Below are 12,261 nucleotides of genomic sequence, written 5' to 3' on the forward strand. Positions count from 1 at the left end.
TTCCCCCATCACAACGTTGGAAAGCGCATCTCCACCCGCAGACCGCGTTCGAGGTTTTGCAGGCGCAGCTCGCCCCCGTGTATCTGCGCGATGGCGTCGACGAGGCTCAGGCCCAAACCGCTGCCTTGGGTATTACGGCTCTGGTCCAGGCGGACGAAACGTTCGCGCACCCGCGCCAGATCGCGGTCCGGGATGCCGGGGCCGTTATCTGTCACGCTCAGCACGACATTCTGGCTTGCCTCGTGCACGCCTATCGAGACCCGTGCCGGGGAGGGGCTGTAGCGAAGCGCATTGTCCACGAGGTTCACGAGCGCCTGAAACAGAAGCTCGCGGTCGCCCTCGATAGAAATGTCCTCGGGCAGATCAAGTGCCAGTTCCTGCCCTGCATCCTCCGCCCCCGCGCCGAGCATCTCCGCGACATCTTGACAGAGCTGCGTGAGATTGACGGGCGCGCGCGTGATCTCGACCATTCCGGCTTGCATCCGGGAGAGGCGCAGGATCGCATCGAAGGTTTCCGAGACCTGATCGAGATCGCTCAGGGCTTTCCCGATCTCGCCGCGCTGCGCCAACGGCAGGGACGCATCCAATGCCACCGGTTCGAGCCGCAGCCGCAGTCGGGCGAGCGGCGCGCGCAGGTCATGGGCGACATCGGTCGAGACCTGACGGATCGACGCGATCCCTGCCTCCAACTGGTCGAGTGCCTCATCCACGCTTTGCGCCAGACGCGCCACGTCGTCATCGCCTTCGTCGCGGATGCGCAATCCGTGGCGGCCTTCGCCAACCGCGTGAAGGACCTGCTCCATCCGGTCGATGCGAGCCTCGTTTCGCCGCGCGATGAAGACCGCAAAACTGATCGACAGCAGAAGCGCGAGCCCGAGGCCCCAGCCGAAGCTCGTGGCGAGGATTTCGCCCTGTTCGCGCAGCCACGCATCGTCGCGCCCCGTCATCAGCCAGCCTGACGGAAGCTGCATCCCGTAGGTGACATAGCCCTCGGGCACATTCGCACCGGGTGGGTCGAGCAGCGTCAGGCCGGACCCCGGTTCGAGGTGTCGCGTGCCTTCGAACGAGGCGGCGACGCGGACATTGCCAAGTGCGTCAGAGCCATCGGCTGGCACGAAGGTCACGATATTCGCGCCGTCGCGGCTCGTCGTCATCCGCGCTGTGATCTGCTCGCTCAGGTCCTGCATGTCGGCGCCTCGGGCGGAGAGGGCGAGCGCCTCAGTATCGGCGCGGACCTCGCCCTCGAGGCGGAGGCTCATTTCCTTGGATTGCAGAACGTATGACACGCCGCCCGCGACGAGTGCCGCGAATGCGAAGACCGTGGAGATCGCGATGGCGAAGCGCATCGACCAAGTGAACGCACGCATCACGAGGCCTCGAACACGTAGCCGATCCCGTGCAGCGTGGTCAGGTAGGGGGTGGCGTAAGGCTTGTCGATCTTGCCGCGCAGACGGCTGATATGGGTCTCGACGACGCTGCTTTTCGGGTCGAAATGGATGTCCCAGATCGCCTCCAGCAGGATCGTCTTGGTCTGCACCCGGCCGGGACGTTCCATGAAGTGCTTCAGGAGCATGAATTCACGCGGCTGCAATTCGATGCACTGGCCGTCGCGCCATGCCTCGCGGGCGAGAAGGTCGAGACGCAGATCGCCCTGAACCAGTTCGGTCACCTCGGCCTTGAGGGCGGGGCGGCGCGCGATCGTGTCGATCCGCGCGAGCAGTTCCACGAAGGCGAAGGGCTTGACCATGTAGTCGTCGGCCCCCGCACGCAGCCCGGCGACGCGATCCTCGACGCTGCCCATCGCGGTCAGCAGAATGGCGGGCGTGGCGATCTGCGCCGCGCGCAGCGCCTTGAGCAGGGCCAACCCGTCGAGCCCCGGCATCATCCGGTCGAATATGAACAGATCGTAGCTCTGCGCGGTCGCTTGCGTCAGCGCTTCGCGCCCGTCGCGGAGCAGGTCGACGGCATGACCTTCGCCGGTCAGCCCCTTGCGAAGGTAGTCTCCGGTTTCGGCATCGTCTTCGGCAATCAGGATCTTCATCGCACCATCCTTCGATAACGGACCGGGATTGTCACGGGCGGCTCCGCAAGGTCTGTGCGATTTCTTACAAATTCGTAAGACGGGAGCAAAACGCTTCGTCCTTCTGCAGGGGATTGCTGGCGGCATCGATGTGGATGCATCGCAAGCAATGAGGACCTTATGCGAAACCTGCTTCTCTCCGCCGCGCTGATCGCGGTGCCGGTCGCGTCATTTTCAATGGTCGAAATGGCCATGAGTACGGGAGCGCCGGGCGCTTCCGCGCCGCAAGCTGCGAGCCTCGGCGATATGAGCCCTTACGAGACGATCGTGAGCGATACACAGACGCTTGCCAAGAAAGGCGAGTTCACCGCCGCAGAGAAACGCATCACCGATCTGGAGACCCTTTGGGACAAGAACGCGGCCAAGCTGCGCAAGGCCGATCCTTCGGCCTGGGGCGTGATCGACGGGGCGGCGGACAAGGCTTTCGCCGCCCTGCGGACGAAGTCGCCGAACGCGAAGAGCGTGATGCAGAGCCTTGACGGGCTGCAGACGGCGCTTGCCGATCCGGTGCCCTCGGAAGTCGGGGCCGTGCAGAAAGTCGCGGGCATCGCGGTGACCGACAAGACCGGCCACGCGCTGCCCTGCGAGGCGATGATCGGGCAAGTGCGAGATACGCTCGGCGGCAAAACCGCGCCGCAAGCGGTCTCCGATCTTCAGGCGAAAGCGCTAGAGCGCTGCAACGCGGATGACGACACCCGCGCCGATGCCTTCTCGGCGCAGGCGCTGGCAATGCTGAACAACTGAGGCGCATCATGAGTTACCAACAGACTTTCATCTACCCCGACGAAGAGTTGACCAATCCAGTCAGCCGCGTTCCCGAGGTCACGCCGGGCTTCTGGCTCATCAAACTGATGGCGGTGACGATGGGCGAGACGGCAGCCGACTTTCTGGCTGTCAATCTGGGCCTCGGCCTGACCGCGACGACTATCCTGATGACCGCGATCCTCGCCCTCGTGATCCGCTGGCAATTCGCGCAGCGCCGTTATGTGCCCGCGGTCTACTGGTCGGCGGTGGTGCTGATCTCGATCGTGGGGACGCTGATCACCGACAACATGACCGACAATCTCGGGATTCCGCTGATCGACTCGACGATCGGGTTCACGATCCTGCTGGGCGCGACCTTTGCGGCGTGGTTCGCCTCCGAGCGCACGCTCTCGATCCATGAGGTCTACACGGCCCGGCGCGAAGGGTTCTACTGGCTCGCGATCCTGTTCACCTTCGCGCTCGGTACAGCGGTCGGCGATCTGATCTCGGAGCAGTTCGGCATCGGCTATCTCGCGACCGGCATTCTTTTCGGGCTGATCATCGCGTCGCTCGCTTCGGGATATGCCGCGCTCAAGCTCGACGGGCTCTGGGCGTTCTGGCTGTGCTATATCTTCACCCGCCCGCTGGGCGCGTCCTTCGGCGATCTTCTCTCGCAACCCACCGAGTATGGCGGGCTGGGCTTCGGCACCATTCCCACCAGCCTCGGCTTCCTTGCCGTCATCGCGATCACCGTTGCCGCGATGACTGTGAAACGCAGGCGCGTCTGACTCCCTTTCCAGATCGTACGCCGCGTGGCCCTCCGTCCCGACCGTCCGGGGCGGAGGGTTTTTCGTTCTGGCCAAGTCAGAAACCCGGCTTCTCACGGATTTGTAAGAAACGGGCGAATTCGATCCGGATCGCGGCGGGCAAGCTCCTCTCAACATCAAAAGGAGGTGCCCAGAGATGCAAACAGACACACCGGCCGTCAGCACGCGGGGGCTTACCCTGCGCTGCGGCGAGTTCACCGCGCTCCAGCCGCTCGACCTCGACATTGGCCGCGGCGAGATCTTCGGATTTCTCGGCCATAACGGTGCGGGCAAGACGACGACGATCCGGCTTCTGACGACACTTATGGAGCCCAGCGGCGGCACGGCGAGCGTCGCCGGCTGCGACCTCGCGCATAACCGGATCGCGCTGCGCCGTGCCATCGGCTACCTGCCCGAAAACGTCCGCCTCTACGATACGCTCACCACGCGCGAGAACCTGCGCTTCTTCGCGGCCCTCTCGCGGATCGAGGACGCCCGCGACCGCGTCGAGGAGGTGATGGAGTTCCTCGGCATCACAGACCTTGCCGACCGCCGGATCGCGACCTTCTCGAAGGGGATGCGCCAGCGGGTCGGGCTCGCGCAGGCCATCGTCCACCGCCCGCAGGTCCTGTTCCTCGATGAACCGACCTCGGGGCTCGATCCGATGGGGGTACGCCAGTTGCGCGAGGTGCTTGAGCGGTTGAACGGGCAGGGCATGACGATCTTCATGAATACCCACCTGCTGAGCGAAGTGGCGCGGTCCTGTTCCTCCATCGGCGTGCTGTCGCATGGCCAGTTGGTCTTCCACGACACGATCGAGACGGTGAACGCGCGCTACGGCTCGGAAGAGGCCCTCGAGGAGCTTTACCTCTCGGTGGTGCCGGATCGCGAGGTCGCGGCGTGACACCTTCCACGATCCTACGCCGCCACGCGCTCGCCGCGCTTGCGCGCGAGCGGACGATCGCGCTGGTGGCCGCTTTGTTCGCCGCGCTGGTGCTGGTCTCGGCCTATCTGGGCTGGTCCGCGACCTCGACGGTCGACGCGATCTACGCGAGCGCCACGCATTGGTTCGAAGCCAATGGCAAGCTGGTGCCGTCGAACCCGGTCACGCAAGGCTCGCCGCTGGCGCTGCTGCGCAATCTCACGATCTATATCAGCCTGATCGGCGCCTTCTCGGCCATCGTGATCGGCTACCGGATGGTCGAGACCGACCGTCGGGCCGGGGTGCTGCCGCTGATCGGCGCGCGCCCGCTGGAGCGGCTCGATTACGCGCGGGGCAAGGTCTCGGCGCTGGCGCTGGCCGTCGGCGGTCTCGCGGCGCTTGCGGGTGTGGTGGGGGCTGCGACCCTCGCCATCCTACCTTCGGTGCATCTCGCCGCCGGGGACTGGGCGCGGCTCGCTGCGTTCTTCACATTGGGTTGGCTCTACATGATGACCTTCGGGCTGATCGCGATCGGCGCCTCGGCGCGGGCGCGCAGCGAAACCGTGGGGCTGATGGTTCCGACGGTGGTCTGGCTGGTGCTGACCTTCGTCTGGCCCGCGCTGACCGGGAACATCCTGCCCACCGCTGCGATCAACCCGATCTCGGCGCTCGCACCCGCCCCGCAATCCACGATCTTCGACCTCTCCGCGATGCTGCTCGGGCCGTTCTCTCTGGCCGAAGCCTACAAGTATCTCGGCGCGGAGCTGATGGGCTATCTGCCCGACGGCCTGCCGCCGCGCGGCCCCGTGCCCCCGCTGGTCGTGATGATGCTCTTCGCTGCGGGCTCCGGCCTCTATGCGCTGCGCGGATGCCTCAAGCTCGACATGACGAAGGGAGGCCCCGATGCCTGATCTCTCCGCTATTCCCACCATTGCGCTCAAGGATGCACGGATCGCGCTGCGCGACCGTTTCCTGCTGGCCGCGACCCTGGCGCTCGTCGCCGCTGCGCTGATCTCGCTGATCACCGGCACGGTCGCGATGCGCACCGATGTCGCCACCTACATGGCCGCGAAACAGCAGCTGCTGGCGCTCGGCAAAAGCCTCGGTTCGATCGCGGCCCCCGAATTCTACCCGCTCAAGCTGATGCGCGGCACGATCGAGCAGATCGAGATCATGGGCGCAGTGATTGCGCTGATCGCGGGCTACCGCGCCGCCGTCGAAGAGCGCGGGCGCCAGACGCTGGCGCTGATCCTGACGCGCCCCCTTTCGAACTGGCAGTTCCTCGCCGCGAAGCTGCTAGGCGGGGCCGGGTTGATGGCGACCGCGCTGGCCTTCGTCTTCGCGCTTTGCGCCGTAGTGCTCGCGCTCGGTTCAGGCATTGGCATCGGGGCGAATGACCTGTTGCGGCTCGCGATCACCTGGGGGGCTTCGACGCTCTATCTCAGCGCGATCTTCGCGGTGGGCTTCGGCCTCAGCCTCTGGCTGAAAAGCCCCGCGAGCGGGCTGCTCTACGCCTTCGCTCTGTGGCTGCTGGTGGTCCTCGTCGCGCCGCAGATCGGCGACACGATGGACCCCGACAATCAGGTCGCGGGCGGTGTCTTCGCGCAGCTTTCGATCCCGAAGGCCGAGCAGACCAAGATCAAGCAGGGCTTCGCCACCTACGAGACCATCCGCAACGGGATCGAGGTCTCGTCCGTGACCAAGCATTACGAGCGCTTCACCTTCGCGGTGCTCGGAATCAAGGACATCTACACCGGCAAAGCGCTCGGGCCGATCTGGGCCGACAAGAAGGGCGATGCCTGGTTCCTCGTTCTCTTCACCCTCGGCCTCGGCGGGCTCGTCCTGCTGCGTCCGATCCGTGCCGACCGTCTGACCAAGGAGACCTGACGATGAACAAGACTCTCTCTACCCTGACCGTGCTGCTGATGCTCGCCGCTGGCGGCGCCCAAGCCGCGCAGACCGATACCGACAAGGATGGCGTGCCCGACATGGCAGAGCCACTGCTGCACACCGATCCGCAGAACCCCGACACCGATGGCGACGGGCAGAACGATCTGGCCGACAAGAACCCGGTGGTGGCGCAAAGCCCGATCCAGCCCGGGGGTACCGCCGCGCTGTTCCATATCGGAGAACTGCTGGTCGAGAACAATGTCGACCCCGCGACCCATACGGACGCGCCCGATCACCTCGAGATTCAGCTGGTCAATGACAGCGCCAAACCGCTGAGCGGCTTCACCCTTTTCTACACGATCACCGATGCCGATAGCGGCGCGAAGGAGGCCTATATCCTGCACCCCGACGTGACGGTTCCCGCCAATGGCTCGGCCCGCATCCATGTCGATGACAGCGGCAAGCCGGGGCATCTGCGCGCGAACCCGAACTCGATCTACACCACCGCGCAATCCGCGAAACAGGTCGAGGTGAGCCTGCAGCTTCCGGACTCTGCCGCGGTGACGCAGGGCGTCAAGAAAGACGCCGGTGGCGCCGAGCAGGCGGATTGATCCCGACACGATCGGATCGCGGCCCCGCTCCGCGGGGTCGCAGAGGGAGGCAGAGGCAATGAAACTCCGTAAAATCGCGCAGATCGTGGGCACCGTATTGCTCGGCACGCTCGCGGCGCTGGTGCTCTATTTCGGGTATCTTCAAGTGACTGGAAATTTCCACACCGTGGTGGCTGGCGAGTTCTATCGGTCGAACCAGCCAACGGCCGAGCGGCTGAAATCCTACAAGGAAAAGGACGGCATCCGATCGGTTCTCAACCTGCGCGGAGCTCATCCGGGACAGGCGTGGTATGACGAAGAGAAGGCCGCGGCGCAGCGGCTGGGGCTGACGCTGATCGATTTCAAAATGTCCGATCACGAGGTCCTGAGCCCCGCGCGCATCGCCGCGTTAGAAGCGGCCATGGCCGCCGCGCCGAAACCCTTGCTGGTCCACTGCAAAGCCGGTGCAGATCGCACAGGATTGGCCGCGGCCCTTTATCTCACGCATCAGAAAAAGCGCTCGCCGTCCGAGGCAGGCTGGCAGTTGTCGCTGCTTTACGGCCATGTCGGCGTGCCCCGGCTCTCCAGAGCTTGGCCGATGGACGAGACATGGATCGCGGCCAACAGTTGACGAATTTCGAACCTCTTAGTTGCAGGTCTTATGATGGTGGGAAAGTCTCGTTTTTCTCGTGAGCGGACTTTCGAGAGACGCGCAGCGAATGTCTGCTTTCCGTCCTTCCCTTCAGGTGCTGTCTCGGCCCAAAGTGGCCGTTAATAATTCCTGCGGCAGAAGACCGATTGCTGCATGGTGAGAATGTTATCCCGTAATTTTCGATCTGCCGCGACGACTCTGTCTGGTCGTCGGTGCGGTCTCGTGCGACTGCCGCTCGCGACCGCCTGAGCCTCAGAACCGGGTGCCCCAATGCGGGTGAAGGTCGTCGATCACCAGCGGATGGCGATGCGTGCGTTGGCCCTGAAGATGCGGATGGTCGGGCGAGAGATTGTCGTGGCGGTGCTCCAGCGTGACCGGATCGCCGGAGGGCCAGACTCGCAGCGCCACGATCAGGCCGAACGTCGCCACCCCTGCGAGCCCGAGAAGCGCAGTGACCGCGCCGAACTCAGTCATCAGCCAGCCGGAGAGTGGATAGGTCATCAGCCAGCAGGCATGGCTCAGGGCAAATTGCGCGGCGAAGAGGGCCGGTCGATCCTCCGAATGCGAGGACCGTCGCAGCAAGCGACCCGACGGTGTCAGCACTGCCGAATAGCCCAGGCCCGTCGCCAGCCATGCCGCGAGCAGCAGAGGCCAGCTGAGCCCGATGGCCGAGATCGCTACGGCAAGGCCGAGGAGCGTGCCGATCATCACGGCTGCACCGGACAGCATCACCGGGCGATCCGGGACGCTCTCGAGCAGGCGCGGCAGGCCGAGCGCCGCCAGCATCGACCCCGCCCCAAAGGCGAACATCGTCCAGGCCAGATCGCTGTCCGAGAGGTTGAGCCCGCCGCGCACCAGCACGACCGAATTCACCAGCACCATCGCGCCTGCAGCCGCCGCGGCAAGGTTCACCGCCAGAAGCCCGCGCAGCCGGGGGGTCGCGAGGTAAATCCGGATACCGCGTGTGGTTCGGTCGTAGATGCCGCGCCGGGTTGCCGCCTGCGGGCTCGGCAGGATCACCGACACCACCAGCATGGCCGAGCCCGCAAACCCCGCGACCGTGCCGAGAAACAGGCTGTTATAGCTCATCACCGCGAGCAGCAGCGCCGCGAGCGTGGGACTGACGATATTCTCAAGGTCATAGGCCAGTCGGGACAGGGAAAGCGCTCGAGTGTAGCGCTCTTCTTCCGGCAGCACATCCGGCAGCGTCGCCTGAAATGTCGGGGTGAAGGCGGCGGAGGCCGATTGCAGCACGAAGATCAGCACATAGACTTGCCAGACCTCGGTTACGAAAGGCAGCGCCAGTGCTGCGCAGGCCCGGACGAGGTCGAGCGCAACGAGCAGCGCCCGTCGGTTCACCCTGTCGGCGAAGGCGCCTGCCACCGGCGCGATGCCGACATAGGCGACCATCTTGATCGTGAAGACCGTGCCCAGCACCATCCCCGCATTGTCCCCGGCCAGATCGTAGGCCAGCAGCCCGAGCGCCACCGTGGCGAGCCCGGTGCCGAGAAGCGCTACGATCTGCGCGGCGAAGAGGTGGCGATAGGTTCTGTCTGCGAGGATAGCGAGCATGGGCTCATGAATAGCTTGAAATGGCCTCGCGGTCCAAGCGACCCATCTCGGTCTTCGGGTCGCGGCCCTCACCCAAGCGGTCATCGGAAGGGGCCAGCTTGGCGCTCGGGAGATCGCGCCCGACGGCTCTCGAATGTTCCCCGAGTCTGATCTCCGAGCGCAGCCCGATCATTCTTCGAGCGCTTTTCGGCGGGCCTGATATTCCTCGGGATCGATTTCTCCCTTCGCAAGGCGTTCCTTGAGAATGTCGAGGGCGGTGCTCTGGCTCCGTCCCGGTCCGCGCTCCATCAACCAGCGCACGGCAAGCACGGCGAGGACGATGAGCACGCCCCAGAACACAACCATCATGCCGACACCGAAGAAGCCGTAGCCTTCGCCCCACATCATCGGATGACCGTAATAGCCCTCTGCATAGCCGCCCGGCGCATCGGCGAAAGCGACTGCCGGGGCAAGGGGTGCGAGACATGCAGTGAAAAGAGAAAGTTTGGTCATAGTCGCCTCCACGCGTTTGTTTTGGCGTCGATACACCTTTGATGAGTGCCGGACATTGAGCCAGATCAACGGCGCGCTCCGAAGGACGCCACAGCGTAGAAAAATCATTGGGTGAAAGCGAGTTGCCGGTAGGCGGCCTCGGCCATTGGCCAGAGCGCGGTGCCGCTCAAAGGTGCGGACAGGGCGAAGCCGTAGCCCCGATCAACCCAGATCAGACTCGCCACTCCATCCGCCCCTTCGGTCAGGCGAAACGCGGTCTCTCCGGTAGAAAGCGCCGTGACATAGAGCGTCAGCCGCGCCCCCGCTTGGGTTTCATACATAAGCTGCGCCGCGGGGCCTCGATCGGCGGGCAGTAGGCGCCCGCCCACGAGGCTGTAGCCTTGCGCCGAGAGGTCCGGGGCGACGAGTTTGCGGTCGAGCCGCTTCGTCAGCCAGGCCATCAGGTGATCGCGCTCCCGTGCGGCGACTTCGACCGGATGGACGACCTCCACCGTATAGACCGCATGGGCGACCTGTGCCTCGCGGGCGAGCTCTCTCAGTGGGGCGGTCGGTGGGGCGCTCCCATCCTGACGCGCCAGCCCCCAACCGGCGCCAAGCCCTGCAGCGAAGAGCGCCAAAGCGGCCGCCATCCGTGTCCAGACAGGCCGGGTCGGCGGGGCGATGCGTAGCCGCGCCGGGATAGGCGCAGCGTGGATCGGCGCGAGGGCTGCGCGCAGGGCGTCGCGATCGGCGCGCATCGCGGAGAGCCGCTGCGCCAGCGCGGGGTCCGCCGCGAGCTTCGTCTGCACCCGGGCGCGGGCCTCGGGCGGGAGCCGGTCATCGAGATAGGCGTGCAGCTCCGCCTCGTTCAGCATGTTGGTTTCCGCATGGGGATCTGTCATTTGAGCCTCCGCAGATGGGGACGGCGCGGGCGGTCGGGGCGGTCATGGCCGGTCATCTCGCGCAGCGCCTCTCGGCCTCGGGCAAGACGTGACATCACCGTGCCCTTGGGCAGACCGAGGATCCGGGCGACTGCCTCATAGCTGAAATCCTCGACACCGACCAAAAGCAATACTTCCTGCTGCTCGATCGGCAGGCGTGCCAGAGCCCCCAGCACATCGCCGAGAAACACGACCGTCTCGGCATCGACCGTCGTCCCGGCGAGATCGTCGGGATCGACGGCTCGCGTCTCGGGTTGCCGCGCGCGGTGTCGGTGCGCGTCGTGGTAGAGGTTGCGCAAAATGCGAAACAACCAGGCCCGCAGCTTGTCCTCCGAGCGCAGCAGGTGCCAGCGCGTCAGCGCCCGGGCGAGACAGTCCTGCACCAGATCATCCGCCGCATCGCGCTCGCGGGTCAGCGCGAAGGCGAAGCGGCGCAGCGCGGGGATCTGCGCCTCGATCAGATGGCGGGTGCGAAGGGTCACATGGGCGGGCCTTGCTTGACCGGGCGGCCTCGATGGGACGCCGCCCGGAGATTGCGTCAGGGCTGGGCGACCTTCCAGGCGCCGTTGGCGACGCCATCGCCGGTCACGTCGCCCGGCTTCATGTCGTTCTTCCAAGTATACAGCGGTTGGCCCTTATACGCCCATTGCTTCGTGCCGTCGTCGCGGGTGATTACGCTCCAGTCGCCCATCGCCTGATCTTCGGCGGTGGCCATCAGCGGCGGCCAGTTGGTCGCGCAAGGACCGTTGCAAGCGGACATGCCCTCGCTGTCCTTCGCGAAAGTGTAGAGCGTCATGCCCGCGGAATCGACCAGCGTTGGCCCCTTGGCGGTGTCGGTGACACTGGCGGGATCGGCTTGCGCAATGCTCGCGGCCAGCAAAACGGCAGTGGTCAGCAGAAATCGTTTCATCTTCCTCTCCTCTCGGAATTGGGTCCTGTAGGGAAGAAGACGACCCCGGCGCGGGAATAATCCCGGCCGGGGCAAAAAAATTTGAATTGTAAGGATGGGCCTCAGGCCAGACGGGCCTGCAGGCTGCGGCTCTGCCAGCGCAGGATGCCTGCGACCGTGGCCCAGTAGACGATCCAGCCGCCCAGCGTCGCGGCGTCCGGCGCGGCGCGATAGCCGGTCAGCGCAGAGATCAGCCCGCCAAGACGGTCGCCGTCATCGAGCACCGCGCTCATATCCCAGAGCGGCGCGCCGAAGGGCAGGATGCCTGCCGAGACGAGATCATCTACACCGGTGGTGAAAAGCGCCGCGCCCAGAAGCAGCAGCATCACCTCGGACACACGGAAGAAGCCACGCCACGGCATGAAACGCGCCCCGGCCCGCAGCGCCGCATAGCTTGCCCCTGCGGCAGCCACGCCCACGGCGATCGAGGCCAGAACCCCTGCCATCTCGCTCTGCTTCGCCGCCGCGAGCGAGCCATAGAGGAAGACCACCGTTTCCGAGCCCTCGCGTGCCACCGCCGCCATCGCGAGCACGAAGACCGCCCACCAGCTTTGGCGTATCGCGGCGGCTTTCAGCCCGGCCTCGAGGTCGCGTTTCAGCGTGCGGCCATGGCCGCGCATCCAGACCACCATCTGCACGATCAG

At 65.4% G+C, this 12,261-nt stretch carries 15 protein-coding genes; 7 read left to right on the plus strand and 8 right to left on the minus strand.

The annotated features are described in order from the left end of the window. Positions 1–8: 8 nt before the first annotated feature. Positions 9–1,367 (minus strand): HAMP domain-containing sensor histidine kinase, encoded by a 1,359-nt coding sequence (locus BMI89_RS07895; RefSeq protein WP_078570482.1) that lies wholly within the window; start codon positions 1,365–1,367, stop codon positions 9–11. Further along, positions 1,367–2,041 (minus strand): response regulator transcription factor, encoded by a 675-nt coding sequence (locus BMI89_RS07900; RefSeq protein WP_078570483.1) that lies wholly within the window; start codon positions 2,039–2,041, stop codon positions 1,367–1,369. The genes BMI89_RS07895 and BMI89_RS07900 overlap by 1 nt, the downstream gene beginning before the upstream one ends. Before the next feature lie 159 nt (positions 2,042–2,200). Here BMI89_RS07900 and BMI89_RS07905 point away from each other — a divergent pair, with 159 nt between their 5' ends. The 7 genes from BMI89_RS07905 to BMI89_RS07935 all read left to right on the plus strand — a co-directional run bounded on the left by BMI89_RS07905 (position 2,201) and on the right by BMI89_RS07935 (position 7,663). Then, positions 2,201–2,824, plus strand: coding sequence for a hypothetical protein (locus BMI89_RS07905; RefSeq protein ID WP_078570484.1), 624 nt, complete (start codon positions 2,201–2,203; stop codon positions 2,822–2,824). An 8-nt stretch (positions 2,825–2,832) separates the two neighbouring features. Then, positions 2,833–3,612, plus strand: a complete 780-nt coding sequence (locus BMI89_RS07910) for a hypothetical protein (RefSeq protein WP_078570485.1) — start codon at positions 2,833–2,835, stop codon at positions 3,610–3,612. A 175-nt stretch (positions 3,613–3,787) separates the two neighbouring features. After that, a complete protein-coding gene (locus BMI89_RS07915) occupies positions 3,788–4,534 on the plus strand; it encodes an ABC transporter ATP-binding protein (protein WP_078570486.1) in 747 nt (248 codons plus the stop codon). Then, positions 4,531–5,463 (plus strand): ABC transporter permease subunit, encoded by a 933-nt coding sequence (locus tag BMI89_RS07920; protein WP_078570487.1) that lies wholly within the window; start codon positions 4,531–4,533, stop codon positions 5,461–5,463. The genes BMI89_RS07915 and BMI89_RS07920 overlap by 4 nt, the downstream gene beginning before the upstream one ends. Continuing rightward, positions 5,456–6,439, plus strand: a complete 984-nt coding sequence (locus BMI89_RS07925; protein ID WP_078570488.1) for an ABC transporter permease — start codon at positions 5,456–5,458, stop codon at positions 6,437–6,439. Before BMI89_RS07920 ends, BMI89_RS07925 begins: the two co-directional genes overlap by 8 nt. 2 nt (positions 6,440–6,441) lie before the next feature. Further along, positions 6,442–7,053, plus strand: a complete 612-nt coding sequence (locus tag BMI89_RS07930) for a hypothetical protein (protein WP_078570489.1) — start codon at positions 6,442–6,444, stop codon at positions 7,051–7,053. Between the two features lie 58 nt (positions 7,054–7,111). Then, on the plus strand, positions 7,112–7,663 hold the full coding sequence (locus tag BMI89_RS07935) for a sulfur transferase domain-containing protein (protein ID WP_078570490.1): 552 nt from the start codon (positions 7,112–7,114) through the stop codon (positions 7,661–7,663). A 273-nt stretch (positions 7,664–7,936) separates the two neighbouring features. Here the strand turns inward: BMI89_RS07935 and BMI89_RS07940 are convergent, their stop codons facing one another. The 6 genes from BMI89_RS07940 to BMI89_RS07965 form a co-directional block, all read right to left on the minus strand. Next, on the minus strand, positions 7,937–9,256 hold the full coding sequence (locus tag BMI89_RS07940) for an MFS transporter (protein WP_078570491.1): 1,320 nt from the start codon (positions 9,254–9,256) through the stop codon (positions 7,937–7,939). Positions 9,257–9,424: 168 nt separating this feature from the next. Further along, complete coding sequence (locus BMI89_RS07945) at positions 9,425–9,748, minus strand: SHOCT domain-containing protein (protein ID WP_078519137.1); 324 nt, start codon at positions 9,746–9,748, stop codon at positions 9,425–9,427. Positions 9,749–9,852: 104 nt separating this feature from the next. Beyond that, on the minus strand, positions 9,853–10,629 hold the full coding sequence (locus BMI89_RS07950) for an anti-sigma factor (RefSeq protein WP_143593854.1): 777 nt from the start codon (positions 10,627–10,629) through the stop codon (positions 9,853–9,855). Continuing rightward, a complete protein-coding gene (locus BMI89_RS07955) occupies positions 10,626–11,150 on the minus strand; it encodes a sigma-70 family RNA polymerase sigma factor (protein WP_246831986.1) in 525 nt (174 codons plus the stop codon). The genes BMI89_RS07950 and BMI89_RS07955 overlap by 4 nt, the downstream gene beginning before the upstream one ends. A 56-nt stretch (positions 11,151–11,206) precedes the next feature. Beyond that, complete coding sequence (locus BMI89_RS07960; RefSeq protein WP_078547140.1) at positions 11,207–11,578, minus strand: hypothetical protein; 372 nt, start codon at positions 11,576–11,578, stop codon at positions 11,207–11,209. Between the two features lie 101 nt (positions 11,579–11,679). After that, on the minus strand, positions 11,680–12,261 hold a 582-nt coding region (locus BMI89_RS07965; protein ID WP_143593855.1), incomplete at its 5' end, for an FTR1 family protein.

This window comes from Thioclava sp. F36-7, from assembly GCF_002020075.1.
In the GTDB taxonomy this organism is placed as follows: domain Bacteria; phylum Pseudomonadota; class Alphaproteobacteria; order Rhodobacterales; family Rhodobacteraceae; genus Thioclava; species Thioclava sediminum.